The organism is Actinomadura physcomitrii (assembly GCF_008923205.2).
Taxonomy (GTDB): domain Bacteria; phylum Actinomycetota; class Actinomycetes; order Streptosporangiales; family Streptosporangiaceae; genus Spirillospora; species Spirillospora physcomitrii.
Window position 1 is genome coordinate 296596 of sequence record NZ_WBMS02000005.1, and the last position, 25392, is coordinate 321987.

25 protein-coding genes are annotated in these 25392 nt (G+C 73.5%); 12 read left to right on the forward strand and 13 right to left on the reverse strand.

Translation table 11 applies throughout. From position 1 onward, the window contains the following. The first annotated feature begins 12 nt into the window (after positions 1-12). Positions 13-534, forward strand: coding sequence for a gamma carbonic anhydrase family protein (locus F8568_RS09060; protein ID WP_151593035.1), 522 nt, complete (start codon positions 13-15; stop codon positions 532-534). A gap of 16 nt (positions 535-550) precedes the next feature. After that, on the forward strand, positions 551-1414 hold the full coding sequence (locus F8568_RS09065; RefSeq protein ID WP_151593036.1) for an amidohydrolase family protein: 864 nt from the start codon (positions 551-553) through the stop codon (positions 1412-1414). A gap of 26 nt (positions 1415-1440) precedes the next feature. On the opposite strand, the gene F8568_RS09070 is transcribed toward F8568_RS09065, so the two are convergent. The 4 genes from F8568_RS09070 to F8568_RS09085 all read right to left on the reverse strand — a co-directional run bounded on the left by F8568_RS09070 (position 1441) and on the right by F8568_RS09085 (position 5935). Then, a complete protein-coding gene (locus F8568_RS09070) occupies positions 1441-2175 on the reverse strand; it encodes a Crp/Fnr family transcriptional regulator (RefSeq protein ID WP_151593037.1) in 735 nt (244 codons plus the stop codon). Between the two features lie 373 nt (positions 2176-2548). Further along, positions 2549-3481 carry a 5'-3' exonuclease gene (locus F8568_RS09075; protein ID WP_151593038.1) on the reverse strand — a complete coding sequence of 311 codons (933 nt, stop codon included), beginning with the start codon at positions 3479-3481 and terminating at the stop codon, positions 2549-2551. A gap of 161 nt (positions 3482-3642) precedes the next feature. Continuing rightward, a complete protein-coding gene (locus F8568_RS09080; protein WP_160573551.1) occupies positions 3643-4446 on the reverse strand; it encodes a recombinase family protein in 804 nt (267 codons plus the stop codon). 49 nt (positions 4447-4495) lie between these two features. Continuing rightward, entirely contained in the window at positions 4496-5935 is a 1440-nt protein-coding gene (locus F8568_RS09085; protein WP_151593040.1) for a SpoIIE family protein phosphatase, read from the reverse strand. A 217-nt stretch (positions 5936-6152) separates the two neighbouring features. Here F8568_RS09085 and F8568_RS09090 point away from each other — a divergent pair, with 217 nt between their 5' ends. The 5 genes from F8568_RS09090 (at position 6153) to F8568_RS09110 (ending at position 12487) form a co-directional block, all read left to right on the forward strand. Beyond that, a complete protein-coding gene (locus F8568_RS09090) occupies positions 6153-7262 on the forward strand; it encodes a M24 family metallopeptidase (RefSeq protein ID WP_328600787.1) in 1110 nt (369 codons plus the stop codon). Between the two features lie 235 nt (positions 7263-7497). Continuing rightward, positions 7498-8727 (forward strand): ABC transporter ATP-binding protein, encoded by a 1230-nt coding sequence (locus tag F8568_RS09095; RefSeq protein ID WP_151593042.1) that lies wholly within the window; start codon positions 7498-7500, stop codon positions 8725-8727. Continuing rightward, positions 8724-10064, forward strand: coding sequence for an ABC transporter substrate-binding protein (locus tag F8568_RS09100; protein ID WP_151593043.1), 1341 nt, complete (start codon positions 8724-8726; stop codon positions 10062-10064). The genes F8568_RS09095 and F8568_RS09100 overlap by 4 nt, the downstream gene beginning before the upstream one ends. 18 nt (positions 10065-10082) lie before the next feature. Beyond that, positions 10083-11465, forward strand: a complete 1383-nt coding sequence (locus F8568_RS09105; protein ID WP_151593044.1) for an ABC transporter permease — start codon at positions 10083-10085, stop codon at positions 11463-11465. Further along, positions 11462-12487 (forward strand): carbohydrate ABC transporter permease, encoded by a 1026-nt coding sequence (locus tag F8568_RS09110; protein WP_151593045.1) that lies wholly within the window; start codon positions 11462-11464, stop codon positions 12485-12487. Before F8568_RS09105 ends, F8568_RS09110 begins: the two co-directional genes overlap by 4 nt. A gap of 110 nt (positions 12488-12597) precedes the next feature. On the opposite strand, the gene F8568_RS09115 is transcribed toward F8568_RS09110, so the two are convergent. Continuing rightward, positions 12598-13857 carry an ABC transporter ATP-binding protein gene (locus tag F8568_RS09115; RefSeq protein ID WP_151593046.1) on the reverse strand — a complete coding sequence of 420 codons (1260 nt, stop codon included), beginning with the start codon at positions 13855-13857 and terminating at the stop codon, positions 12598-12600. Positions 13858-13987: 130 nt separating this feature from the next. Here F8568_RS09115 and F8568_RS09120 point away from each other — a divergent pair, with 130 nt between their 5' ends. Both F8568_RS09120 and F8568_RS50245 read left to right on the forward strand, forming a co-directional pair. Next, a complete protein-coding gene (locus tag F8568_RS09120) occupies positions 13988-15028 on the forward strand; it encodes a LacI family DNA-binding transcriptional regulator (protein ID WP_151593047.1) in 1041 nt (346 codons plus the stop codon). Between the two features lie 106 nt (positions 15029-15134). Continuing rightward, a complete protein-coding gene (locus F8568_RS50245; RefSeq protein WP_151593048.1) occupies positions 15135-15575 on the forward strand; it encodes an Lrp/AsnC family transcriptional regulator in 441 nt (146 codons plus the stop codon). Between the two features lie 39 nt (positions 15576-15614). Here the strand turns inward: F8568_RS50245 and F8568_RS09130 are convergent, their stop codons facing one another. The 6 genes from F8568_RS09130 to F8568_RS09155 all read right to left on the reverse strand — a co-directional run bounded on the left by F8568_RS09130 (position 15615) and on the right by F8568_RS09155 (position 21825). Then, positions 15615-16544 carry a TIGR03619 family F420-dependent LLM class oxidoreductase gene (locus F8568_RS09130; protein WP_151593049.1) on the reverse strand — a complete coding sequence of 310 codons (930 nt, stop codon included), beginning with the start codon at positions 16542-16544 and terminating at the stop codon, positions 15615-15617. 167 nt (positions 16545-16711) lie between these two features. After that, positions 16712-17251, reverse strand: a complete 540-nt coding sequence (locus tag F8568_RS09135) for a DUF1707 and FHA domain-containing protein (RefSeq protein ID WP_151593050.1) — start codon at positions 17249-17251, stop codon at positions 16712-16714. 175 nt (positions 17252-17426) lie between these two features. Continuing rightward, positions 17427-18653, reverse strand: coding sequence for an acyl-CoA dehydrogenase family protein (locus F8568_RS09140; RefSeq protein WP_151593051.1), 1227 nt, complete (start codon positions 18651-18653; stop codon positions 17427-17429). A 68-nt stretch (positions 18654-18721) separates the two neighbouring features. After that, on the reverse strand, positions 18722-19801 hold the full coding sequence (locus tag F8568_RS09145; protein WP_151593052.1) for a DUF3616 domain-containing protein: 1080 nt from the start codon (positions 19799-19801) through the stop codon (positions 18722-18724). Positions 19802-19862: 61 nt separating this feature from the next. After that, complete coding sequence (locus F8568_RS09150) at positions 19863-20360, reverse strand: cytochrome P450 family protein (RefSeq protein ID WP_236008534.1); 498 nt, start codon at positions 20358-20360, stop codon at positions 19863-19865. Positions 20361-20424: 64 nt separating this feature from the next. Continuing rightward, positions 20425-21825 carry a KamA family radical SAM protein gene (locus tag F8568_RS09155; protein WP_236008535.1) on the reverse strand — a complete coding sequence of 467 codons (1401 nt, stop codon included), beginning with the start codon at positions 21823-21825 and terminating at the stop codon, positions 20425-20427. Between the two features lie 156 nt (positions 21826-21981). Here F8568_RS09155 and kdd point away from each other — a divergent pair, with 156 nt between their 5' ends. Both kdd and F8568_RS09165 read left to right on the forward strand, forming a co-directional pair. Further along, positions 21982-23037, forward strand: coding sequence for an L-erythro-3,5-diaminohexanoate dehydrogenase (kdd, locus tag F8568_RS09160; protein ID WP_151593053.1), 1056 nt, complete (start codon positions 21982-21984; stop codon positions 23035-23037). A 52-nt stretch (positions 23038-23089) separates the two neighbouring features. Next, positions 23090-24421 carry a DUF2252 domain-containing protein gene (locus F8568_RS09165; RefSeq protein WP_151593054.1) on the forward strand — a complete coding sequence of 444 codons (1332 nt, stop codon included), beginning with the start codon at positions 23090-23092 and terminating at the stop codon, positions 24419-24421. Positions 24422-24436: 15 nt separating this feature from the next. Here F8568_RS09165 and F8568_RS46640 read toward each other — a convergent pair whose 3' ends face one another. Beyond that, a complete protein-coding gene (locus F8568_RS46640) occupies positions 24437-24793 on the reverse strand; it encodes a SpoIIE family protein phosphatase (RefSeq protein WP_328600788.1) in 357 nt (118 codons plus the stop codon). Here F8568_RS46640 and F8568_RS46645 point away from each other — a divergent pair. Then, a complete protein-coding gene (locus F8568_RS46645) occupies positions 24734-24937 on the forward strand; it encodes an SAM-dependent methyltransferase (RefSeq protein WP_328600789.1) in 204 nt (67 codons plus the stop codon). The two genes, F8568_RS46640 and F8568_RS46645, sit on opposite strands and share 60 nt — an antisense overlap. Positions 24938-25061: 124 nt before the next feature. On the opposite strand, the gene F8568_RS09175 is transcribed toward F8568_RS46645, so the two are convergent. Beyond that, on the reverse strand, positions 25062-25392 hold a 331-nt coding region (locus F8568_RS09175), incomplete at its 5' end, for a hypothetical protein (RefSeq protein ID WP_202124674.1).

Sequence of the window (25392 nt, forward strand, 5' to 3'; positions counted from 1 at the left end):
AGGCTCCGCCGCATGGCCGTCTACGCTCTGGGAGACCAGGTCCCCGACATCCACCCGACCGCGTACGTCCACCCCGCCGCGACCGTGATCGGGTCGGTGGCCCTCGGCGAGGGCGCCTCCGTCTGGCCGGGCGCCGTGCTGCGCGGCGACTACGGCACGATCACCGTCGGCGCCCGCACCTCCGTCCAGGACGGCACCGTCGTGCACACCACCGAGGAGTGGCCGACCGTCATCGGCGCCGACTGCGTCGTCGGCCACAACGCCCACCTCGAAGGCTGCGTGGTCGAGGACCGCTGCCTCGTCGGGTCCGGCTCCGTCGTGCTCAACCGCGTCCGCGTGGAGACCGGCGCGGTCGTCGGCGCCGGGGCCGTCGTCACCGAGGGCGCCGTCGTCCCGGCCGGGCACACCGCCCTCGGCGTCCCCGCCAAGATCAGGCCGGGCGGCATCGACGAGAAGTGGCACGGCCTGGCGGTCGGCGGGTACGTCGCCAACGGGCGCCGCTACGCCGCCGAGCTCAGGCGGATCCAGGACTGACGCGGGGGAGGCGCACATGCTCGACGGACGTCCCCTCGTCGACGCCCACGTCCACGCGGCGCGGCTGCCGACCCTGCCCCCGGCCTGGCGGCAGTGGGCCGAGGAGTTCGGCTCCGCGCACCCCTGGCAGGACCTCTACGACGACTCCGGCGCCCTCGTCCCCGACCGCGTCGACGCCTACTTCGAGGCCGAGGGCGTGGACGTCGCGCTGCTGCTGTGCGAGTACAGCCCCAGGACGACCGGGTACCAGCCCATCGAGGACCTGGTGCCGCTGCTCAAGCACAACCCGCGCCGCTTCAAGCCCGTCGCCAACCTCAACCCGCACCTGCACTACCCCGTCGACGCCGAGCTGGAGCGCCAGCTCGGGTTCGGTGCCGTCGCGCTCAAGCTGCACCCCGTGCACGGCGGGTTCTCCGTCGCCGATCCCGAGCTGTACCCGGCGTACGCGCTGTGCCGGGACGCGGGGCTGCCGGTCGTCGTGCACTGCGGCACCAGCTCCTTCCCCGGCTCGGCGAACCGGTACGCCGACCCGACCCCGGTCGACGACGTGCTCCGGCTGTTCCCCGGGCTGGCGTTCGTGCTGGCCCACGGCGGGCGGGGCTGGTGGTACGACGCGGCGGCGTTCCTCGCGCTGTCCCGCGAGGAGGTGTGGATCGAGCTGTCGGGGCTGCCGCCGTGCCGCCTCCCCGAGTACTACGCCCGCTACGACCTGAAGCGGCTGGCGCGCAAGTTCGTGTTCGGCACCGACTGGCCCGGCGTCCCCGGCGTCGCCCGCAACGCGCGCGCGATCGCCGGCCTCGGGCTGGACGAGGAGACCGTCGCGCTCGTCCTCGGCGGCAACGCGATGCGGCTGTACCGCGGCATCGCCGACGGTTATTGATCTACAATGTAAAGGCGCCGGGCCGGTCACTCGGCGAGGTCGCGGGCGAACGCGCGGAGCGCGCCCGGCGCCACCACGGTGATCCGCCGGCGGCCAGTCCGGACCAGGCCCGCGCGGCGCAGCACCGCGAGCGCCCGCGCGACGGTCTCGCGCGAGGCGTCCATCCAGCTGCCCAGCTCCTCCTGCGACAGCGGCGGCCCGATGTCCACCGAGCCGTCCACGGCCGGCGGCGCGTACGCCGCCGACAGCTCGGCGAGATGCGCCAGCAGCATCGCCAGCCGCTGCGGGCCCTGCGCCGAGACGTTCGCCTGGACCCGCCGGTCCGCGTCGTCGAGCCGCCGCACGAACGTGCCGCTCACCAGCCGCCAGACCTCGGGATGGGCGTCCAGGAAGGAGGTGAAGCGGCCGGCCGGGACCACCAGCCCGCGGACCGGGGTGAGCGCCGTGACGGTCGCCGACCGGTGCCGGCTGCCGAGCACCGCGCTCTCGCAGACCAGGTCGCCGGGGCCGCGCACGGCCAGCACCACCTCATGGCCGTCCGGCGTCGTGGACGTCACCTTCGCCCAGCCGGACCGGATGACGATGATGTGGTCGGAGTCCTCGCCCTGGTAGCACAGCGGCGTCCGCGCCGGGTAGTTGCGCTGCCGGGCCGCCGCCGCCAGCGCGGCGCGCTGGGCCCGGTCGAGCTCGGTCCAGAAGCCGTCGCCGCCGGGCGCGGCGGGAGCGGCGAGGCCGCCGAGGTGCGGTGTCCTGGTGTTCACGGGGTGCCGGCTTTCCGAGCCCCGCGGGGCTCACGGGTCGGGACGGACGGGCGCGCGCCGGTGCGCGCCGCTCGGTGAACCGGTACCCGCGGCAGATGGGGGGAGTGGGGCGGTGAGGCCCAGTGCCGCGGATACCGGTCCGCTCGTGCGGCCGCCGCGGCCGGACCCGGTGCCCGGTCGACGGCCGTCATCGCCCGTCCCGCGGCGGCGTGCGTGCTCTCCGCATGTCCCTAGGAGAACCCCTCATTGATCCACATGCTGCGCGCGCGGGCGCACCGCGTCTGCGTCTTCTGACACTTTCGCGGAAAATTGCAGCGAAGAATTCCCCGCGCCGAGACCCGCGCGCGCTCCGGGGCACGCCGGGACGGGCGGGCTAGCGTGACAGGGCGTTCAGCAGCCGGTTGACGGGGCTGGAGAGGTTCCACGTGTCGGCGAGCTCCACCAGCGCCTCGGCGTCCCGCGGTTCGGACGGCAGCCGGTCGTCCAGCTTCGCCAGCTCCGGCGCGTCGATGTCGGTGACGACCCGGACCACGGTCTCGGCGGACGCCAGGTACTCCCGCGCCGCCTCCATCCGCTTGCGCGCCCCCGCCGGGAACCCGTCGGTGGTCCCCGCGTCCAGCGCCGCCAGGATCCCGTCGACCGACCCGAACCGGGTGATCAGCGCGGCGGCGGTCTTGTCGCCGACGCCCGGCACGCCCGGCAGCCCGTCGCTGGGGTCGCCGCGCAGCGTCGCGTAGTCGCCGTAGCCGCGGCCGGGGATGCCGTACTTGGCCGCGACCTCCGCCTCGCCCATGACCTGGAGGTTGCGGATGCCGCGCGCGGTGTACAGCACCGACACCGGGCCGGCGTCGTCGACCAGCTGGAACAGGTCGCGGTCGCCGGTGACGATGTCGACCGGGCCGTCCGCCGCGCCCCGCACCGCGAGGGTGCCGATGACGTCGTCGGCCTCGTAGCCGGGGACGCCGGCGCGGGCCAGCCCGAACGCGTCCAGCACGGCGTCGATCACGGGCAGCTGCGCCTCGAGCGCGTCGGGCGTCTGGTCGCCGCCGTCGTCGGCGACGCGGTGCGCCTTGTACGACGGCAGCGCCTCGACCCGGAACGCCGGCCGCCAGTCGGCGTCCATGCAGCACACGAGGCGGTCGGGGGAGCGGTCCTGGACGAGCCGGGCGATCATGTCGATCAGCCCGCGGACGGCGTTCACCGGCGTGCCGTCCGGCGCCGTCACCGACTCGGGCACCCCGTAGAAGGCACGGAAGTACAGTGAAGGTGTATCTAGCAGTAGGAGTCTTTTGGGCTTGGTGGTCATGCGGTCAGGATCGCACTGCTGCACGCTGGGCGTCCCGAAACGGCGATTGCCCCGGGAGTGTCCCAGGGGCGTCGGCTCGGCCGTCATGTGGTCGGCAGGCGGACGGCCACCGCCCGGGTGATCCGCCCGGGGGTTCCCGGTGCGGGCCATCGGCCGTGCCGTCAGCCGCGCCAGTGGACGTCGAGCCGATCGGGGTCGATGCCGCGTCGTCCGCGCACGCCCGACTTGACGACGATGTGCTCAAGCGCGGATGACAGCAGATCGCGCCGTCCGTCGGTGTCGCGCGCTTCCCAGGCTTCCGCGAAGGTCATACCGAGGCTCACGTATTCGAATTTCCCGTTCAGCACCAGGTCGGCGGCCTTGCGGACGTACGCGGCCTCGACGGGGTCGATTTCAAGGGCCTTTCCGGCGCCGTCGGGGTTGTCGACGATGCGGTATCCGTACGGGGCCGAGCCCCCCGGCCATCGCTGGGCCTTCACCAGGGCGGCCCGGGCGGCGGTGACGCGGTCGCGAATGGTGGCCGCCTCGAACTCGGCGAAGATGCCGAGCATCTGAAGGAGCGCACGACCGGACGATGTAGTCATGTCGAATGCCTCGGTCGCAGACACGAGAGCGACCCCGGCGTGATTCCACTCTTCGGTGAGCGCGGATAGGTCGGCCACAGACCGGGCGACGCGGTCGATGCGCCAGACCATCACTGTGTCGACGCGTCCGGCCGCGACGGCATCCCGTACGCGGGCAAGCCCAGGACGGTCGAGGCGGGTCTTCGTGGCGGATACGTCGACGTCCTCGATGATGTCGGCAAGTGCCCATCCGCGTGCGTGGCACGCGGCCTGTATGACGCCTCGCTGGCGCTCGATGGACGTGCTCTCGTCCGTGGCCTTCGAGATCCGGGCGTACCCGATGACGCGTCTCGACGCATGCTCGGTCGTCGGGTGATATGACAGCGGTGTATTGAGCAGCATTAACCTGCTCGTGGCTGACATGTCTCGCCGCCGCCGACATCGCGGCGGCTCAGACGACCTGGACGGCGAGCACGCACGTGTCGTCGTCGGGGTTGGCGGCGCCGAGCGAGCGCAGCACGTGGTCGATGACGGCGTCGGGCCCGGCGCCCGGCCGCGCCGCGGCCGCGGCCAGCAGCGTCCGGAACCCGTCGGCGAGGTCGCGGTCGCGGCGCTCGACGAGCCCGTCGGTGTAGAGCAGCAGCAGGTCGCCGCGGTGCAGCCGGGTGATGACCGGCGCCAGGTCCGGGGCCTCATGCGCGCCGAGCAGCACGCCCTCGGGGGACTCCAGCAGCGCGGCGGCTCCGTCGCGGACCAGCAGCGGCGGCGGGTGCCCGGCCCGCGCCCAGGTCAGCACGCCCGGTCCGGGCTCGTAGCGGGCGGCGACGGCGCTCGCGGCCGGCGGACGGTCCCGCCCGTGCGCGGGCCCGTCGAGCGTGGTCCGGCTCAGCAGCATCCGGTTCAGCGCCGCCAGCAGCCGGTCGGGCGGCGCGCCGGTGCAGGCCAGGCCGCTGAGCGCGTTGCGGACGCGCGCCATCGCGGCGGCGGCCGGAGGCCCGTGCCCGGCGACGTCGCCGATCGCGAGGAAGACCTCGCCGTCGGGCAGCGCGGTCGCCTCGTACCAGTCGCCGCCGGCCCGCGTCCCGCCGCACGCGGGCAGGTAGCGGACGGCGGCGCGCAGCCCCGGCAGCTCGCGGGGGCCGCGGGGCAGCGGCAGCAGGGCCCGCTGCAGCTCGACCGCGGTGCGCCGCTCCTCGGCGATGCGGCGGTGCCGCCGCGCCAGCTGCAGCCGGGTCGCGGCCAGCGGCTCGCCGCCGGGGCCGCGCGCGGCGTCCTGGAAGACGGCGCGGAGCGCGGCGGGCGCGCCGTCCGCGCCGAGGACCGGCTCGGCCACCGCCCGCAGGAGCCGGACGGCGCCCCCGGCGCGGACGCGGAGTTCCGCTTCGGCGGGTTCGAGCCGGCCGAGCAGGGTGCGCGTGAAGTGCTCGGCGTGCGGCAGGTCGGCGGGGACGACGTGCTCGGCGAGCCGGTCCAGGGGCACCGGCCCGGCGGCGGGGTCGCGCCCGAACAGCGCGAACAGCCCGGCGGACCAGCGGGCCTCGCCGGTGACGAGGTCCCAGCGCGCCCAGCCGAGGCCGCCGAGCCGCTCGACGAGCGCGAGCTGCGCGGCGGGATCGGCGTCGTCTGCCGCGCCGGGGCCGCCGCGTGGCAGTGGCACCTCGCCGTGCCCGTGGGCGGGCGCGCTCGGGTGGCGAGCGCGGGGCGCCGCGTCCGGGACGGCCCCGAGCAGCAGCGCCGCCGCCGTCTCGGGTTCCACGCCGGCGCCGGCGGCGAGCTCCAGCAGCCGGTCGTAGGCGGTCTCCACATCGCAGCCGAACCGCTCGGCCAGCACGCCCTTCGCTTGTTCGACGGTCGCCCGCTCGACCGGGGCGGTGTCCCGGGTGCGCCGCATCGGCTCAGAGGCGCCGCGGCGCCGCGGGCGGGCCGGGGCGGCGCCGGGACGGCGTTGTTGGGATGCTGGTGCGGTATCCGAGGCGGTGCGAACTGTGTCGGAGCACGGACAGAATGTAACAGGAGCAGGTCACAGGGGAGGAGGAAGCGGTGGTCCGCGGCGCGGCCCACGCCCGGCGGCGGGGCGGCCCGGCACCGCGACCGGTATGGAGACGGATGTGACAACGGAGTTGTATCCGCGCGAGCGGGTGGGGCGGGTGCGCGAGGCGACCGCGAAGGCGGGGCTCGGCGCGGTCCTGCTGACGCCCGGCCCGGACCTGCGCTACGTCACCGGCTACGACGCCAAGCAGCTCGAGCGGCTCACCTGCCTGGTGGTGCCGGCGGACGGCGAGGCGTTCCTGGTCGTGCCGCGGCTGGAGCTGCCGGCGGCGCAGGCGTCGCCCGCGGGCTCGCTCGGCGTGGAGCTGGTGCCGTGGGACGAGACCGACGACCCGTACGCGCTGGTCGCGCGGCGCCTGCCGGGCGGCCTGGCGTCGGTGGGGGTGGCCGACCGGATGTGGGCGGTGATGGCACTGCGGTTCCGCGCGGCGCTGCCGGCCGCCGAGCAGGTCGCGGCGGGCGGCGTGCTGCGGGAGCTGCGGATGCGCAAGAGCGCGGCCGAGGTCGCGGCGCTGCGCGAGGCCGGCGCGGCGATCGACCGGGTGCACCGGCGCGTCCCGGACTTCCTGCGCGCCGGCCGGACGGAGCGGGAGGTCGGCCGGGACATCGCCGACGCGATCATCGCGGAGGGCCACGCGGCCGTCGACTTCGTCATCGTCGGGTCGGGCCCGAACGGCGCGAACCCGCACGCGGAGCTGTCGGACCGGGTGATCCGCGCGGGCGAGCCCGTGGTGGTCGACATCGGCGGGACGATGCCGAGCGGCTACTGCTCGGACTCGACCCGCAACTACTGCGTGGGCGAGCCGCCCGCCGACTACGCGGCGTACTTCGCGGTGCTGCAGGAGGCGCAGCGGCTGTCGCGCGAGGCGGTCCGGCCGGGCGCGACGCCGGAGGCGGTGGACGCGGCGGCCCGCGAGGTCATCGCGGCGGCGGGGCACGGCGAGCACTTCTTCCACCGCACCGGGCACGGCATCGGCCTGGAGTCGCACGAGGACCCCTACATCGTGGCGGGCAACCGCGAGCCGCTGGAGCCCGGCATGGCGTTCTCGATCGAGCCGGGCATCTACCCGGGCCCGCACGGCGCGCGCATCGAGGACATCGTGGTGTGCACCGAGGACGGCTACGAGGCCATGAACGTCATCGAGCGGGGACTGGCGGTCGTCGGCTGAACCACCGGCCCCCGGGGCCCGTCCGGGGGATGATGAGGGCGCGGAGGCGCGGGCGTTTTCGTCCGCGCCTTCGGCTTGTTTCGGGCGGCGGAAAATAACCCGGAAACGGGTCGGTAACGATCTCTGCACCAAATGGGTCAGCCGGTGCCGCGCGTATTGCGGTCCGGCCGTCCGGCCCTGTACCACCTTGTTTCGAGTTACGCCGGGGTAGCGCTTGTCAAGCAGAGGAGACGCCGTGGCAGAGGTCGACCTGACCAGCGTCGGGAAGGTCTATCCCGACGGGACGCGGGCCGTGACCGACCTGAACCTCAGCATCGCCGACGGGGAGTTCCTGGTGCTCGTCGGACCGTCCGGCTGCGGCAAGACCACCGCCCTGCGGATGGTCGCCGGCCTGGAGGACATCTCCGAGGGCACCGTCACGATCGGCGGCCGCGTCGTCAACCGCGTCCCCGCCCGGGACCGCGACGTCGCCATGGTCTTCCAGAGCTACGCGCTCTACCCGCACCTGTCGGTGCGCGACAACATCGGGTTCGGGCTGTCGCTGCGCAAGCTGCCGAAGAAGGAGATCCGCGAGAAGGTCGACCGCGCCGCGGAGGTCCTCGGCCTCACCGACCACCTGGACCGCAAGCCGCGCAACCTGTCCGGCGGCCAGCGCCAGCGGGTCGCGATGGGCCGCGCGATCGTCCGCGAGCCGCAGGCGTTCCTGATGGACGAGCCGCTGTCCAACCTCGACGCCAAGCTGCGCGTGCAGATGCGCGCGGAGATCGCCCGCATCCAGCGCGACCTCGGCGTCACCACGATCTACGTCACGCACGACCAGACCGAGGCGATGACGCTCGGCGACCGGGTCGCGGTGATGAAGAAGGGCGAGCTCCAGCAGGTGGCACCGCCGCAGGAGCTCTACGACCGGCCGGCGAACCTGTTCGTCGCCGGCTTCATCGGCTCACCCGCCATGAACCTGCTGCACGGCTCGCTGTCCGGGGACGCGGCGAACCCGCGCCTGCAGATCGGCGGCCAGACCCTGACGCTGCCGGCCGCGGTGCTGCACGAGCGCCCCGCCCTCGCGTCCTACCTCGGGCGCGACGTCGTCGTCGGCATCCGCCCCGAGGACATGGAGGACTCCGAGCTCGTGGAGGCGCCCGAGGGGTCCGGGCTGTCCTCCACCGCCGACCTCGTGGAGGCGATGGGCTCGGACGTGCTGGTCCATTTCGCGGTCGAGGCCGCCCAGGTCGTCACCGAGGACACCAAGGAGCTCGCCCGCGACGCGGGGACCGACGTGCTGGGGCACATGGAGCGGCCCCGCACGGACCTGGTCGCGCGGTTCAGCCCCCGCACCCGCGTGAAGGTCGGCGACCCGGTGACGATCCGCGTCGACACCGGTCGCCTGCACTTCTTCGATATCGAGTCCGGCGCGTCGATCTGGGGATCGGACGCGGCCGGTTCGCCCAGGAAGGATGAGGGATGAGGGTCAGCAGAGGGATGGGCCGCCGGACGGTGGGCGCCGCCGTCGCGGCGGGACTGCTGCTGTCGGCCGCGGCCGCGTGCGGCGGTGGCGACGACGACAAGGGGGACGGCTCGAAGACCTCGGCCGGGGGGACGGAGCTCAAGGGCGTCACCGTCTCGGTGGCCGCCAAGTGGACCGGGACGGAGGAGGCCAACTTCCGCAAGGTCCTGAAGGCGTTCGAGAAGCAGACGGGCGCGACCGTCCAGTACGCCTCGACCGGTGAGAACACCGACGCCTACCTCGGGCCGAAGCTGGCGGCGCACAACCCGCCGGACGTGGCGATCCTGCCGCAGCCGGGCCTGATGCAGCAGTACGCCGCCAAGGGCCAGCTGAAGCCGCTGGCCGACGACGTAGTGGCGGAGGTGTCGCAGAACTTCTCGCCGTACTGGAAGGACCTCGGCTCCTACCAGGGCAAGACCTACGGCGTGATCGCCAAGGCGGCCTACAAGTCGATCATCTGGTACCGGCCGCAGGCGTTCTCCGACGCGGGCGTCCAGCCCCCGGCGGCCTGGGCCGACCTGGTGAAGGACGCCGGCACGCTGCAGGACTCGGGCACCACCCCGTTCACGCTGGCCGCCGGCCCGCAGGACTCCTGGACGCTGACCGACTGGTTCGAGAACGTCTACCTCTCGCAGGCCGGCCCGGACAACTACGACAAGCTGGCCAAGCACGAGATCAAGTGGACCGACCCGACGGTCGCCAAGGCGCTGCAGACGCTCGCCGAGATCTGGGGCAAGCCGCAGCTGCTCAACGGCGGCGTCGCCACCGCGACCAAGACCAAGTTCGACGAGTCGATCACGCAGGTGTTCGGCCAGAACAAGGCCGCGATGGCCTACGGCGGCGACTTCGCCGCCGCCAACATCGCCACCACCAAGGCCAAGGTCGGCACCGACGCGAAGGTGTTCGCGTTCCCGAAGGCCGGCGACACCGCCCCGGCGGTCATCGGCGGCGACGTCGCGGTCGCGATGAAGGACGGCAAGGGCGCGCAGGCGCTGATGAAGTTCCTCGCCTCCCCGGAGGCCGGGAAGGTCTGGGCCGGGCTCGGCGGCTACCTGACGCCGAACAAGTCCGTCCCGCCGGACGCCTACTCCGACCCGATCGCCAAGCAGCTGATCCAGCAGATGCAGCAGGCCGGCGACGCCGCCCGCTACGACATGTCCGACCTCGCGCCCGCCGCGTTCGGCGCGACGCCGGGCGCCGGCGAGTGGGAGGCGCTGCGCCAGTTCGTGAGCAAGCCGACCGACGTCAAGGGGACGCAGGCCAAGCTGGAGGCCGCGGCCGCCAAGGCGTTCAAGTAGGGGAGCGGACGACCCCGGATGAAGCCTTCGAATGAGGGGGTGCCGCCGGCCGCCACGGCCGGCGGCGCCGCCGCCGTCACCGCCCCGGCCGCACCGGGCCGCGGGCGCGGCGCGCGCGAGCGGCTGACGCCGCCGTCGTGGCTGGCGCTGCTGTTCCTGCTGCCCGCGCTGCTGCTGCTCGGCTTCCTTGTCGTGTACCCGATCGTGTACTCGGTGATCCGCAGCTTCTTCGACGCCTCGGGCGGCTCGTTCGTCGGCTTCGACAACTACACCGGGGTGTTCCAGGGGCACGACGACCTCGTCGCGGTGCGCAACACCGTGGTCTGGGTGGTGGTCGCGCCGACGCTCGTCACGATCATCGGGCTGTTCTTCGCCGTCCTCACCGAGCGGATCAGGTGGGCGACGGCGTTCAAGCTCGTGGTGTTCATGCCGATGGCGATCTCGTTCCTCGCCTCCGGCGTCATCTTCCGGCTGGTGTACCAGCAGGACCCCGACCAGGGCGTGGCGAACGCGGCGCTGGTCGCGATCCACGACACGTTCAAGTCGGGCACGACCTATCCGGGCGCGGGCCCGCGCACCGGCGGCGACCAGCCCGTCCACGAGCAGGGCGGCGCGGTGCTCGGATCCGCACCGGTGCAGGCGGGGCAGACCGCGCTGATGCCCCTGGTGAAGGTCAAGCCCGAGTACCTGCCGAAGGACGCCAAGCCGGCCGCGCAGCCGCCGGCGGCGAAGGCCGGGCAGGTGACCGGGGCGGTCTGGTTCGACTTCACCAAGGGCGGCGGCGGCGAGCCGAACAAGCCGAACGCCGGCGAGTCCGGCCTGCCCGGCGTCAAGGTGGAGGCGGTGCGCGGCGGCAAGGTCGTCGCCTCGGCCACCACCGGCGAGGACGGCACGTTCACGCTGAAGAAGGTGTCGGGCGCGGTCACGGTGCGGCTGCCCAAGAGCAACTTCACCGCCTCCTACGGCGGCGCCGAATGGCTCGGCAGCACCCTCATCACGCCCGCGATCATCGGGTCGTACCTGTGGGTGTGGTCCGGGTTCGCGATGGTGCTGATCGCCGCGGGCCTGGCCGCGATCCCGCGCGACGCGCTGGAGGCGGCCCGGGTGGACGGCGCGACCGAGTGGCAGGTGTTCCGGCGGGTGACGATCCCGCTGCTCGCGCCGGTCCTGATGGTCGTGCTGGTCACGCTCGTCATCAACGTGCTGAAGGTCTTCGACCTGGTGTTCATCATCGGCGGCGGCGATCCGAACGCCAACGTGCTGGCGCTGGAGATGTGGACCAAGTCGTTCGGCGGCGGCAACGACCCCGGCGCCGGCAGCGCGATCGCGGTGCTGCTGTTCCTGCTGGTGCTGCCCGCCATGCTGTTCAACATCCGGCGACTGCGGCAGGAGCGGAAATGAGCACCGCGGACGGCACTGACGTCACCCCGGACGGCGCGCCGGAAGGCGGCGGCACGGACGCCGCGACCGCCGGCGCGCCGGCGAAGGGCCGGGCTGCGAACGGCGCGGGGAACGGTGCCGGGAACGGCGCGGGGAACGGTGCCGCAGGCGCGCCGCACCGGAGCCTGGCGTCGCGCCTGGTGGGCCGGGCCGGCGGCACCGTCGCGCAGGTGCTGCTGGTCCTGGTCGCGCTGTTCTGGCTGGTGCCGACGTTCGGCCTGTTCGTGGAGTCGCTGCGCTCCACCGAGGACAACAACGCCGGCGGCTGGTGGAAGGTGTTCTCCCACCCGTCCCAGATCACGGCCAGCGCCTACAGTTCGCTGCTGGACAAACCCGACTTCGTCGACTCGTTCTGGAACACCGTGCTGATCACGGTGCCGGCGACGGTGCTGGTGGTCGTGATCGCCTCGCTGGCGGCGTACGCGTTCGCGTGGCTGGAGTTCCCCGGCCGCGACTGGCTGTTCCTGGTCGTCGTCGCGCTGCTGGTGGTGCCGGTGCAGGTCGCGCTGCTGCCGGTCGCGAAGCTGTACGGCAACATCGACGTCGGCGGGTTCAAGATGTACGGCTCGATCACCGGCGTGGTGCTGTTCCACGTGGCGTTCGGGCTGCCGTTCGCGATCTTCCTGCTGCGCAACTTCTTCGCCGCGATCCCCCGGGACCTGCTGGAGGCCGCCCGGATGGACGGCGGCTCGGAGTGGACGATCTTCCGGCGGGTGATCTTCCCGCTGGGCGGCCCGGCGATCGCCTCGCTCGGCATCTTCCAGTTCCTGTGGGTGTGGAACGACCTGCTGGTCGCGCTGGTGTTCGCCAACACCGGCGCGCAGCCGATGACCAAGTGGCTGCAGTCGCAGATGCGGCAGTTCACCGGCAACATCGACATCCTCGCGCCCGGCGCGTTCCTGTCGCTGCTGGTGCCGCTGGTGGTGTTCTTCGCCTTCCAGCGCTACTTCGTCCAGGGCGTCCTCGCCGGGTCGGTCAAGTAGCCGGGCGCGCCGCCGCCGCTCAGCGGACACGGAAAAGGCCCGTGCGGGACGACTCAGATCATGAGCCGTCCCGCACGGGCCTTCGCGCGTGTCCGCGATGGGGCTCCGGGTCAGCCCTTCTTCGGGTCCGCGGCCTTCTCCAGGTCCGGCGCGGCGGCGGCCGCAGCGCCCGGGTGGCCGATCGCGAGGCCGCTGGCCGGGTCGAAGAAGTGCAGCCGCTTGGTGTCCACGGCGAGGTCGATGTCCTGCCCGGGCCGCACGTGCGAGCGGGAGTTGACGCGGGCGGTCCACAGCGCCTTGTTGTCCACCAGCGGGATCGCCATGTCGGCGTCGCCCTCGGCGGCGTCCTCGGCGAGGTCGGCGGTGTCCTTGTGCTCGACCGGCGGGGCGTCGATGGTGAAGATGACGTTGATCTCGCTGCCGAGCTCCTCGGTGACGCTGCTCTTCACCGACATCGGCGCCCAGTCGGCGTTGGCGTGCGCGGCGTCCTCGAAGTCGGACGGCCGGACGCCGAGGATCACCTCGCGGCCGAGGTGGTCGCGCAGCGCGGGCCGCTCGTCGAGGATCGCGTCCGGCACCGGCAGCGTGAACCCGGCGAAGGAGACCTGCGCGCCGCCGTCGCCGCCGGCGAGCTGCGCGGAGACGAAGTTCATCGCGGGCGAGCCGATGAACCCGGCGACGAACATGTTGACCGGGTTGTCGAACAGCCGCTGCGGCGTGTCGACCTGCTGCAGCTTGCCCTCGCGCAGCACGCACACCCGCGAGCCGAGGGTCATCGCCTCGATCTGGTCGTGGGTGACGTACACGGTGGTGACGCCGAGCCGCTCGTGCAGCTGGCTCAGCGAGGCCCGCATGGACACGCGCAGCTTGGCGTCCAGGTTGGACAGCGGCTCGTCCATCAGGAACGCCTGCGGCTCGCGGACGATCGCGCGGCCCATCGCGACGCGCTGGCGCTGGCCGCCGGACAGGGCGGCGGGCTTGCGGGACAGGAACTGCTCGAGGCCGAGCATCTTGGCGGCCTCGTGCACCTTCTGCTTGATCTCCGCCTTCGGCGTGCCGCGCAGCTTCAGGCCGAACGCCAGGTTCTGCTCGACGGTCATGTGCGGGTAGAGCGCGTAGTTCTGGAACACCATCGCGATGTCGCGGTCCTTGGGCGCCAGGTCGTTCACCACCTGGCCGCCGATGGAGATCTTGCCGCCGCTGATCTCCTCCAGGCCGGCGATCATCCGCAGCGCGGTCGACTTGCCGCAGCCGGACGGCCCGACCAGCACCATGAACTCGCCGTCCTCGATCGTCAGGTCCAGGCCGTCCACCGCCTTGACCCCGCCCGAGTAGATCTTGTCCACCCGGTCCAGCTTGATCTCGGCCATCCCGCCCCCTTGTTGGAAACGTTTCCGATTCACCCCTGCTGAGCAGGGCCTTCGCTCACTGGCTGGAGTAAACAACATGGAATCGTTTCCATGGGAGAGTTGATCAGGATAAGATCGCAGATCTGCGGATATGAAGGGCGGGCAGCCGGTGGGGGACGGACGGTCGGCGACGATCAAGGACGTGGCGGCGGCCGCGGGCGTCGGCATCGCCACGGTCTCCCGGGTGTTCTCCGGCGGCTCGGTCGCCGCGGCCACCCGAGAGCGGGTGCTGGCCGCCGCCGCCGAGCTCGACTACCGGCCGAGCGCCCTCGGCCGCGGCCTCAAGCTGCGCCGCAGCGGCGGCATCGGCCTCGTGCTGCCCGGCGTCACCGACCCGTTCCACGCCGAGCTGCTCGCCGGCGTGCTGGCCAGCGCCCGCACGCTCGGCGGGCACGTGATCGTGGAGGCCTCGGACGGCGATCCCGAGCGGGAGGCCGAGATCGTCGACCGGCTCGTCGAGCAGCGGGTGGACGGGATCATCGCGCTGCCCGCCGGGGACGCGGCCGACTGGCGCGCCGCCGTCCGGGTGTGCTCCAGCGTGGTGTTCGCCGACCGGGTGCTGCCGGGGCTGCCGGAGATCCCCGCGGTGCTCGCCGACGACGCCGGCGGCGTCCGGTCCCTGGTGGAGTACCTCGCCGGGCTCGGGCACCGGCGGATCGCCTTCCTCGGCGGCGCCGCGCCCGGCGAGCCGCCCGGCGTGCGCGAGCGCGCGTTCCGCGACGCGCTCGCCCGGCTCGGCGTTCCGGTGGAGGAGGACCTGGTCGTCGCGGCCCGGCCCGCGCGGGACGCCGCGTACGCCGCCGCGGCGGGGCTGCTGCAGCGCCGCGCCGACGTGACCGCCGTGCTGGCCGCCGGGCACCTGCTGGGCGAGGCGGCCGTGCTGGTCGCCCGGGAGCTGGACCTGCGCGTCCCCGCCGACGTGTCGATCGCGATGATCGACGACGTGGTGTGGGCCGAGCTGTGCGACCCGCCGCTGACGGCGGTGGCGCGGCCGGCCCGCGACATCGGCCACCGGGCCTGCGAGCTGCTGCTGCGCGACCGGGCCCGGCGGAGCCGCGGCGGCCCGCTGCTGCTGCCGGCCGAGCTGGTGGTGCGGGGGAGCTGCGGCGCGCTGCGCGGCTCCCGCCGCTGACCCCGGGCACCGGACGGGCCCGCCCCCGCGCGGAACCGGCGATTTAGAGCTGATCTGTGATCTGCCGGGGGCACGCCCACCGGCCGCGGCGCGCTAGATTTCCCGCGTGGAGGAGATCGATCGTCAGATCATGGCGCTGCTGGCCGACGACGGGCGGATGAGTTTCACCGATCTGGCCAAGCGGACGGGCCTTTCGGTGTCGGCGGTGCACCAGCGGGTGCGGCGGCTGCAGAAGCGCGGCGTCATCCGGGGCTTCACCGCCCAGCTCGACAACGAGCAGATCGGGCTGCCCCTCACCGCGTTCGTGTCGATCAAGCCGATCGACCCGGCGGCGCCCGACGACGCGCCCGACCGGCTGGCGCACCTGGAGGCGATCGAGGCCTGCCACTCGGTGGCGGGCGACGAGAGCTACATCCTGAAGGTCCGGGTCGCGTCCCCCAACGAGCTGGAGGACCTGCTGCAGCAGATCCGGGCCGCCGCGAACGTCGCCACCCGGACCACCGTCGTGCTCAGCACCCCGTGGGAGGGGCGGCGCCCGGCGCTGTGAGGACGAGCGCGGGCGGCCGCCCCCGGCGGCGGCGCCCGCTCACGAACGCGGGGCGAAGGCCTCCAGCGCCTCGCGCGCCAGGTACATCGAGTCCCACGGGTCGGCGTCCGGGCCGGTCAGCTCCGGGTCGAAGTTCAGGTCGACGAACAGCTCGGTGACGCCCTGCTCCTCCAGCGCGGCGAAGTCGCCGATGATCTGCTCGTAGGTGCCGGTCAGCGGGCGCCGCTCGTCCTCGGGCGGTGCGGCCTCCTCGGTGCGCACCCGCACCGCGCCCCGGCAGACGAACCGCAGCGCGCCGGCGTCCCGGCCGGCCTTGGCGGCGGCGTCCCGGACGATCTCGATCGAGCGGCCGATCGCGGTGAGGTCGGCGCGGCTGGAGCTGACCCAGCCGGCCGCGAGCCGCCCGGCGCGGCGCAGCGCGCCCTCCGACGCGCCGCCGAGCAGGATCGGCGGCTCGGGCTGCTGCAGCGGCCTCGGGTCCATGGTGACGGGCGGGACGTCGTAGAACTCGCCGTGGAACTCGCTGACCTCGCCGGGCTCGCCCGTCCACATCGCGCGCAGCGCGGCGAGGAACTCCTCGGCGCGGGCGCCGCGCCGCGGCATCGACGCGCCGACCGCGGCGAACTCCTCGGGCATCCAGCCGTTGCCGAGGCCGAGGTCGAGCCGCCCGCCGGTGACGTGGTCCAGGGTGATCGCCTGCTTGGCGAGCATGGCGGGGGAGTAGAACGGCATGTTCGCCACGGCGACGCCCAGCCGCACCTGGCTGGTGTAGCCCGCGAGGTAGGCCAGTGTGACCAGGGGGTCGGGCACGTTGCGATAGGTGTGGTCGGCCGAGCCGGCCGGGTTGACGACGCGCTGGAGCGTCCACAGGGAGTGGTAGCCGAGCTCCTCGGCCCGCTGCGCGATCAGCACCTGGTTGGCCGGGGTGGACCACGCCCCCGTCACCGGTACTGCGAACCCGATCTGCACGGCGCTCCTCCTCCTCGTCGGGCCGCACCTTACAGCGTCAAGGGCGGGGCCTGGTGCGGCTTGGTCAAAGCGCCGAATCTACCGGACTCGCGGGCATCGGAACGCCTCCCCCCGGCGGCGCGCGCGCCGTGCGCGCGGCGAGCGGAACAGGCGGGACGGGCGGGGCGTCAGGGGGCGGCGACGATGAAGCCGACGTTGCCGAACCCGATCTCGTCGCCCGGCCGCACGCGCGCCGGGCCGGTGAGCCGCCAGCCGTTGACGCGGGTGCCGTTCATCGACCCCAGGTCGGACACCATCCAGCCCTCGTCGGCCTGGTACAGCTCGGCGTGGAAGCGGGACACCGTCAGGTCCGTCAGCACGAACTGGCAGGCGGGGGCGCGGCCGACCACGATGCGGGACGACCCGGCGGGCGGCAGCACGAAGCGCGGCAGCCGCGGGCCCCGCCAGGCCGCCTCGATCCGCGCGGTCACCTGCGAGACGGTCGCGACCAGGCCGGTCAGCCGGCCGACGACGCGGCTGGTCGGCGGCAGGTCGTGCACGATGTCGGCGAGCTCGGCGCGGCTGCGCGCCTGCAGCACCTGGTCGACGCGGCGTTCGAACGTCTCGTGCGACATCCGGCCCTCGGACACGCGGTCGCTGAGGACGCGCAGCACCCGGTCCCGCTCGGTGTCGGACGCTCGCACCGGGTAAGAGGGCTGACCGTCCATGGCTGTGAGTATCCAGTCCCCGTCGTCGGCTGTCCAGAAAGGCCGTCAGGTGGAGGGCGGGCGATCGCCCTCACCCGCCCTCCACCTTTTCGATGCCTCCGGGCCGCCGGAAGTTCGGGAGCGCTCCCGGCGTTCCTCGCGGCCCGCGACGGCGGTTCTCCGGTGCCGCGCCGGGTCAGCGGGACAGCAGGTCCCGCGCGATGTGGGTCACCTGGATCTCGTCGGTGCCGGCGTAGATCTGGAACGACTTGGCGTCGCGGGCCAGCTGCTCCACCCGGTACTCGCTCATGTAGCCGTTGCCGCCGAACAGCTGCACCGCCTCCTGCGCGACCTCGCTGGCGGCCTGCGCGGCGTACAGCTTCATCGCCGACGCCTCGGCGAGCGTCGGCGCGCGGCCGGCGCGCTGCATCTCGATGTGCCGGAACACCAGGTTCTGGACGTTGAGGCGGGCGACCTCCATCTTGGCGAGCTTGAGCTGGATGAGCTGGAAGTCGCCGATCCGCCGCCCCCACAGCTCGCGGGTCCTGGCGTACTCGACCGACAGCTTCAGGCACTCCTCGATGACGCCGAGGGCCATCGCGGCGACGCCGGCGCGCTCGGTGACGAAGTTCTGCCTGGCCGACTCCTTGCCGCCCTGCGAGCCGGACGACAGCAGCCGGTCGGCGCCGGCGCGCACGTCGGTGAGGAACAGCTCGCCGGTGGGGGAGGAGTGCAGGCCCATCTTGCGCAGCGGCCTGCTCTGCTCCAGGCCCTCCATCCCGCGGTCGAGCACGAACGTGAGGATCTCGCGGTCGCGGGGGTCGCGGCCGTCGTCGAGCTTGCAGTAGAAGACGATCGTGTCGGCGTAGGGGCCGTTGGTGATGAAGGTCTTGCCGCCGTTGATGACGTACTCGTCGCCGACCTTCTTCGCGGTGGCCTGCATGCCGCCGAACGCGTCGGACCCGGAGTTCGGCTCGGTGATGGCCCAGGCGCCGACCTTCTCCATGGTGAGCAGCGGCAGCGCCCAGCGCTCCTTCTGCTCGGGGGTGCCCCGCTTCATGATCGTCCCGGCGGCGAGGCCGAGGCCGACGCCCATCGCCGAGACCATGCCGGGGGCGACCTTGCACAGCTCGATGATCGGCAGCATCGTCATCGTCGCGTTGCCGCCGCCCGCGCCGTCGGCGTCCTTCTTCCCGGCCTTCCCGTCGGTCTTGCCGCCGCCCTCGCGCTCCTTGGCGATCCGGGCGTGGAAGGACGAGCGCGCCATCTCGTCCATCCCGAACGTCTTGTACAGGCTCCGGAGCAGGTCGTAGGGCGGCAGCTCGCCGGAGTCCAGCGCGTCCAGGTTCGGCCGGACCTCCGCGTCGATCCAGCCCCGGACCGCGTCCCGGATCATCAGGTCTTCGTCGGACCACTCGATCATGCTCAGCCTCGCCCTTCCGGTTCCCGCAGGTTGCGGGCACCATCCAAGCAGATCCGGCAAGCGAGCGCTTATTCGGGTAGCCGGACGACGTCGGCCAGCACGCCGCCGCCGGCGGTGAGCCGCTCGGGGGACGGGCTGTCGTGCACGACCATCAGCCGCGCGCCCTCGCCGTGCAGGCCGTCCAGGACGGCGAGGCCCTCGGGGTGGTCGTCGCCGTCGCCGTAGGGCACGTCGCCGAGCAGGGGCAGCTGCTCGGCGGGGACGACCTCGGGCGCGTCGACGCCGGCGATCCCCGGCCAGCGGTGCACCCGCGCCGGGCCGTCCAGGTCCATGCTCGGGCCGGTGAGGATCAGCAGGTCGTCGCCCTGCGGGCACAGGTCGCGGATGCCGAGCCCGCCGAGGTCCAGGAAGTGCGTGCGGTAGAGGGCCCTGCCGTCGCCGACCGGCAGCGGCCGCAGCCGGCGCGGGTCGCCGGGGTGGGTGTCCGGGCGGATCTCCACCAGGACGGCCCAGCCGCGCAGCACCGGCCCGCGCAGCCCGATGTAGAGCCGGTCGCGGTGGGCGGCGATCCCCTCGATGTCGATGCCGTTGTCCTTGCTGGGGATCGACAGGAACGGCGCCAGGTGCGGGTCGTCCTGGAGCAGGTCGGTGACGGAGTCGCCGCGCAGGCCGAGCACGGCGGCGGTGCGGTCGCCGTCCTCGCGGACGACCTCGGGCAGCCCGTCCGCGCCGGTGGCGAGGGGCAGGCGGGCGAGCACGAAGCGGTTGTCCTCGCGGACCACCGACGCCAGCCGCTTGCGGGCCTTCGACCCGGTCTGGCCCGGCTTGATCTTCTTGCGCTTGAGGCTGTGCGACCCGATCGCCCACAGCCAGCCGTTGCTGCGCGCCAGGCCCTCGATGTCGGCCTCCTCGTCGGGGCCGGCGGGCAGGTCGACCAGGTCGGCGAGCGCGACGGTGGTGTGCCCCTCGTAGCCGGTGACGAGCCCGTCCGCGTCGAGCACGGCGGTGAGCCGCTCGATGGTGGCCGTCTCGTCGCCCGCCACCCACAGGCAGCGGCCGTCCTGGCGCACGGCGGACAGGTTGGTGTGCGTCCCGGCTTCCCGGCTCGCGAGCCCGAAGCGCAGCTCGACCCGGCGTTCCACGATCATGAGCGGAATGCTCCCATAAACGGTGCCGTCCCGGCCCGCGGTACCCGCGCGGGAGCGGCCGCTACCGGTCCCACACGACGTGCAGGTGCGGCGGCTTGCGGAAGACCAGCCCGAGCGCCTCGGCGACGACCGCGACGGCGAGCGGTCCGGCGAGCTCGCCGCGCAGCTCGGCGCGGCCCGCCGGCGCGAGGCCGCCGACCAGCCGCGCGACCTCCGCCTCGACGAACGCGGTGAAGCGCTCGCCGGTGCGCGCGGGCCGCAGCGGCCGGGCGAACGGGTCGCGGTGCCGGGTGTGGACGGGCCCGTCCAGCGACAGCATGCTCGGCCCGACGACCCGCGCGGTGGAGAAGCGCGGGTCGTCGACGGTGAACGCCGCCGCATCCCGCATCACCCGCTGCGCCAGGTCCCGCGAGGTGACCAGCCAGCCGCCGAGGGCGGGCAGCCAGGAGACGGGCTCGGCGGCGCGCAGCCGGGCCGGCAGGGGATGCGGGTCGTCCTCCAGCTCGGCCACCGTCGCGGTGGCGCCGGCCGGGAAACGGGACGTCGGCTCGGAGGCCACCCGCCCGAGGATATTCCGCCCGATCGACCCCGTAACAGATCTACATTGTAAAGGCGCCGGGCGGTCACGCCGCCTCGGCCCGCTCCCGCCACCATTCGCGGCCGCGGTCGGGCAGCGTGTGGATCGGGTCGTAGTACTCGTACTGGCGCGTCAGCGCGTCCGGGTCCGACAGCTCCAGCCCGGTGCGGTAGTTCTTCGTCCAGTAGGACACGCCGCGCTCGCGGTCGTAGTCCGAGAGCTGGTGCACCCAGCGCTTGCCGACGTAGGGGACGTCGCACACGATGCGCGGCGTCGCGAAGCCGGGCAGGTAGCCCATGATCGCGTGCTGCAGCTCCTGCGCCTCCCAGACCGCGAGCCGCCAGTGCTCGCTGCCCGGGATCATGTCGCACATGTAGAGGTAGTACGGCATGATGCCCGCCTCGTCGAGCAGCGCGAACGACAGGTCGAGCAGTGCGCCGGGGGAGTCGTTGACCCCGCGCAGCAGCACGCCCTGGTTGCGGACGTCGCGGATGCCGGTGTCGAGCATCGCCCGCGCCGCCCTGGCGACCAGCGGCGTCACCGACCGGGCGGCGTTGACGTGGGTGTGGATCGCGATCTGCGCGCCGCGCTCGTGCGCCTTGGCGGCGAGCCGCTCCATGCCGGCGCGGACCTCGTCCTGCAGCCAGTGCTGCGGCAGCCCCATGAGCGCCTTGCTGGCCAGCCGGATGTCGCGGATGTTGTCGATGTCCAGCAGCGCGCCGACGAACGACTCCAGCCGCGGCCAGGGCAGGTTCGCCACGTCGCCGCCCGACACCACGACGTCGCGGACGCCGGGCGTGCGGCGCAGGTAGTCGAGCATCGCCTCGTGCCGGTCGGGGGGCCGGATGGTGAACTTGTGCTTGTCGACGTTGGGCGTGGAGTTGCCGACCAGGTCCATCCGGGTGCAGTGCCCGCAGTACTGCGGGCAGGTCGGCAGCAGCTCGGCCAGCACCTTGGTCGGGTAGCGGTGGGTCAGCCCCTCGACCGCCCACATCTCCGCCTCGTGCAGGGAGTCGCGGGTGGCGTAGGGGTGCGACGGCCAGTCGGTGCGCCGGTCGCTGAACACCGGGAGCATGTACCGGCGCACCGGGTCGGCGTAGAAGGCCTCGGTGGACGAGGTGTCCATCGTGTTGAGCATCTGCGGCGGCAGCAGCATCGACATCGTCGCCCGCTCCGCCTGGTCGCGCTCGAGGTCGGCGTAGAACGGCTCGTCCAACAGGTCGCCCATGACCGCGCGGAGCTGGCGGATGTTCTTCACGCAGTGCGCGCGCTGCCACTGCGCCGACTCCCATTCCGCGTCCGTGACGTCGCGCCAGCCGGGCAGCCGCCGCCAGTCGGGCTCCTCCAGCGGCCGGCGCCGGTAGGCGTAGGGCTGGCCCGCCGCGTCCCGGCCGGCCGCCTGGGCGCGGACGGCCGCGTCCGGGTCCGGATGCAGGGCAGTGGTCATCGTCGACCGCCTCCTCGCGTCACATCGATCGCATAAAAGTCTTGTATGGAGCCGACGTTACGGGAAGACTTCCACTGAAACCAGGGGTCCTCGGTATATCTTCCGGGGCATCACCATGGTTCACACGGGACACGGACGTTGCGAAGGGGCACGGGGATGAGCGGAGCCGGGACGGCGGCGGGGGCGGGGACCGCGGTGGGGCTGCACCGGGTGCTGGAGCCGGCGGGCGTGCTGCCGCAGGCCGCGCGGCGGCTGGACACCGACCCGGCGATCCGCCCCGACGAGGTCCGCGTCCGCGTCGAGCGGCTCAACCTGGACGCCGCGTCCTACCGGCAGCTGCACACCGCGCACGGCGGCGACCCCGACGCGATCCGCGCCGAGGTGCTGCGGATCGTCGGCGAGCGCGGCAAGATGCACAACCCGGTCACCGGGTCCGGCGGGATGCTCGTCGGGACCGTCGAGGAGGCCGGGCCGGACTCCCCGCTCGGGCTGGTGCCCGGCGACCGCGTCGCCACCCTGGTCTCGCTGACCCTCACCCCGCTCGCGATCGCCGACGGCCTGGCCCGCTGGGACGGCCGCTCCGAGCAGGTCCCGGCCGACGGGCACGCGATCCTGTTCGCCCGCTCCATCGCCGCCGTCCTGCCCGGCGACCTGCCGGTGCCGGTCGCGCTCGCGGTGATGGACGTGTGCGGCGCGCCGGCGCTCACCGAGCGGGTCGTCGCGTCCCGCGAGCGCCCGGTCGTCGCGGTGCTCGGCGGTGCCGGCAAGAGCGGCTCGCTGTCGCTGGCGGCGGCGCGGCGCGCGGGCGCGTCCCGCACGATCGGGCTCGTCCCCACCGCGCAGGAGGAGGAGCGGCTCGCCGCCACCGGCCTGGCCGACACCGTGGTGCGCGCCGACGCCCGCGACCCGGTCGCGGTCGCCGCGGCGATCGGCGAGCCCGCCGACGTGACCGTGGTGTGCGTGGACGTGCCGGGCTGCGAGCACGGCGCGATCCTCGCCACCGCGCCCGGCGGGACCGTGGTGTTCTTCTCGATGGCGACCTCGTTCTCCGCCGCCGCGCTCGGCGCCGAGGGCCTGGCCGCCGACGTCACCATGCTGATCGGCAACGGCTACGTCCCGGGGCACGCCGAGACCGCGCTCGGCCTGCTGCGGTCGGAACCGGCCCTTCTCCCGCTGTTCACCGCCCGGGCGGGAGCCGATTCGGCAGAATGATCGTCGAATCCCGCGCAACCGGCGGGACCAGGTGATCATCGAGGGAGAGAGCATGGCGAGCGTGGTCGAGGAACTGCACGGGCGTGATCCGAAGGAGCGGCAGACCCAGATCGTGGACGTGCTGGTGCAGGCGTTCTCCGACCTCATGGAGCGCAGCCCCGCCGAGTTCCGCCGCCGGTTCCGCAAGATGGCCTCCGACCCGTTCGCGTTCTACCGGGGCAGCGCCTGCCTGTTCTACGCCGACGTCCAGCACGACGACGACCGGTGGACCGACGAGCGGACGAGCCGGGTGTGGATCCAGGGGGACCTGCACGCGCAGAACTTCGGCACCTACATGAACGACGACGGCGTGTTCGTGTTCGACGTCAACGACTTCGACGAGGCCTACGTCGGGCACTTCACCTGGGACGTCAAGCGGCTGGTGGCGAGCCTGGCGCTGCTGGCCTGGCAGAAGGCGATCTCCGACGACGACATCCGGCGGCTCATCGAGACCTATGTGCGCGGCTACGTCGACCAGGTCCGCCGGTTCGCGGCGCACACGGGCGACGAGAAGTTCGCGCTGACCCTCGACAACTCCGACGGGTACGTCCGCGACGTGCTGGTCCAGGCGATGGGCGGCACCCGGATCGGGCTGCTGGACGGCATGACGGTCGTCGAGGGCCCCGACCGCCGCTTCCGCGACCGCGCCGGCGTCCGCCGCCTGGACGACGCCGAGCGCGCCAAGGTGGAGGCCGCCTACCAGGACTACCTGCGCACCATCCCGTCGGAGAAGCGGTTCGGCAGCCTCACCTACGAGGTGAAGGACATCGTCGGCGCGTCCGGCTTCGGGATCGGCTCGGCCGGGCTGTCGGCCTACAACATCCTGGTGGAGGGCAACACGCAGGCGCTGGAGAACGACGTCATCCTGTCGATGAAGCAGGGCAACGTCGCCGCGCCGAGCCGGGTCGTCGACGACGCCCGCATCCGCGAGTACTTCCAGCACCACGGGCACCGCACGGCGGTGTCGCGGCGGGCGCTGCAGGCCAACACCGACCCGTGGCTCGGCTACACCCAGATCGACGGGGTCGGCTACGTGGTGCAGGAGCTGTCGCCCTACGAGGAGGACCTGGACTGGGGCGGCCTCACCGAGCCCGAGGACATGCTGTCGGTGCTGGACGACCTCGGCCGCGCCACCGCCAAGGTGCACTGCGTGTCCGACACCGACTCCGACCACACCCTGGTCGGCTTCCAGGTCGAGGACGCCATCAACGCGGTGATCGGCGCCGACGAGTCGGCGTTCGTGGCGGACATGGTCGCGTTCGGCACCGGCTACGCCGAGGTCGTCCGCCGCGACCACGAGTACTTCGTCGACGCGTTCCGCAACCACCTCATCCCCGGCCTGTAGGGGCCGCCGGTCCGGTCAGCGGGACCCGGCGCCGCCGGGGCCGGCGGCGCGGACCAGGAGGAGGGCGATGTCGTCGTGGCCCTGCTGGTCGGCCGGCAGGGCCAGGACACCGTCGGCGGTCGCGTCCAGCGCCGGCGACTGCGAGGCGACCAGCGCCGACGCCAGCCGGGCGATGCCCTCGTCGAGGTTGCGCATCCGGCTCTCCACCAGCCCGTCGGTGTAGAACGCCAGGGTCGCGCCCGCCGGGACGACCGCGGAGACCTGCTCGTACTCGGGCGGGTGCGCCGGGTCCGACACCCCGAGCGGCAGCCCGTGCGGGACGGCGAAGTGCCGGGCGGTCCCGCCGGCGAGGGCCAGCAGTCGCGCTCGCACGCGGAGATCCTGCGCTTCTTCGACGGCTGGGACCTGCTGGACCCGGGCCTGGTGCACGTGCCGCTGTGGCGCCCCGACGACGATGACGAGGTGAAGGACCCCGAGCGGTTCCTGGTGTTCGGCGGGGTCGGCCGCCGCCCCTGACCTGCGGGGGGCCGGCGACGGCGTGCGGCGTGCGGGCCGGTGCGGGGCGCGTCCCCGCCCGGCCCCGGCGCGGCGGGGACGAGCGGGACGCGCCGACCGGCGGCCCGCGGGCGGGGCCGCCGGGTCAGCGGGCGAACGCGATGGCCGTCCCGGCGCTGACGACGACCGCGATGACCACCAGGACCAGCGAGGTGCTCAGCGGGTCACGGCGCTGCTCCAGCGTCTTCGGCTTGGACGTCGCGGCGCGGTTGACCGGGTGCGGCGAGGCCGGCGGCTTCGGTACGCGCGGCGGCGCGTGCGGAGCGGCCGGGACCGCGGGGGCCGGGGCCGCCGCCCGTGCCGGGTGCGGTGCGGGCGGCGGCGGGCTCGGCACCGGTTCGGGCGCGGGCGCCTCCGGGACGTGCGCGGGCGGCGCGGCCGCGGGCGGCGGCTCCTCCGCCGGCGGCTCCCCGGCC

What these genes read in the sequence shown, in the direction of transcription:
- F8568_RS09060 (WP_151593035.1), top strand. Translation starts at nt 13, where the DNA reads ATGGCCGTCTACGCTCTGGGAGACCAGGTCCCCGACATCCACCCGACC.
- F8568_RS09065 (WP_151593036.1), top strand. Translation starts at nt 551, where the DNA reads ATGCTCGACGGACGTCCCCTCGTCGACGCCCACGTCCACGCGGCGCGG.
- F8568_RS09075 (WP_151593038.1), bottom strand. Translation starts at nt 3,481, where the DNA reads ATGACCACCAAGCCCAAAAGACTCCTACTGCTAGATACACCTTCACTG.
- F8568_RS09080 (WP_160573551.1), bottom strand. Translation starts at nt 4,446, where the DNA reads ATGCTGCTCAATACACCGCTGTCATATCACCCGACGACCGAGCATGCG.
- F8568_RS09085 (WP_151593040.1), bottom strand. Translation starts at nt 5,935, where the DNA reads ATGCGGCGCACCCGGGACACCGCCCCGGTCGAGCGGGCGACCGTCGAA.
- F8568_RS09100 (WP_151593043.1), top strand. Translation starts at nt 8,724, where the DNA reads ATGAGGGTCAGCAGAGGGATGGGCCGCCGGACGGTGGGCGCCGCCGTC.
- F8568_RS09105 (WP_151593044.1), top strand. Translation starts at nt 10,083, where the DNA reads ATGAAGCCTTCGAATGAGGGGGTGCCGCCGGCCGCCACGGCCGGCGGC.
- F8568_RS09110 (WP_151593045.1), top strand. Translation starts at nt 11,462, where the DNA reads ATGAGCACCGCGGACGGCACTGACGTCACCCCGGACGGCGCGCCGGAA.
- F8568_RS09115 (WP_151593046.1), bottom strand. Translation starts at nt 13,857, where the DNA reads ATGGCCGAGATCAAGCTGGACCGGGTGGACAAGATCTACTCGGGCGGG.
- F8568_RS09120 (WP_151593047.1), top strand. Translation starts at nt 13,988, where the DNA reads ATGAAGGGCGGGCAGCCGGTGGGGGACGGACGGTCGGCGACGATCAAG.
- F8568_RS09135 (WP_151593050.1), bottom strand. Translation starts at nt 17,251, where the DNA reads ATGGACGGTCAGCCCTCTTACCCGGTGCGAGCGTCCGACACCGAGCGG.
- F8568_RS09140 (WP_151593051.1), bottom strand. Translation starts at nt 18,653, where the DNA reads ATGATCGAGTGGTCCGACGAAGACCTGATGATCCGGGACGCGGTCCGG.
- F8568_RS09145 (WP_151593052.1), bottom strand. Translation starts at nt 19,801, where the DNA reads ATGATCGTGGAACGCCGGGTCGAGCTGCGCTTCGGGCTCGCGAGCCGG.
- F8568_RS09155 (WP_236008535.1), bottom strand. Translation starts at nt 21,825, where the DNA reads ATGACCACTGCCCTGCATCCGGACCCGGACGCGGCCGTCCGCGCCCAG.
- kdd (WP_151593053.1), top strand. Translation starts at nt 21,982, where the DNA reads ATGAGCGGAGCCGGGACGGCGGCGGGGGCGGGGACCGCGGTGGGGCTG.
- F8568_RS09165 (WP_151593054.1), top strand. Translation starts at nt 23,090, where the DNA reads ATGGCGAGCGTGGTCGAGGAACTGCACGGGCGTGATCCGAAGGAGCGG.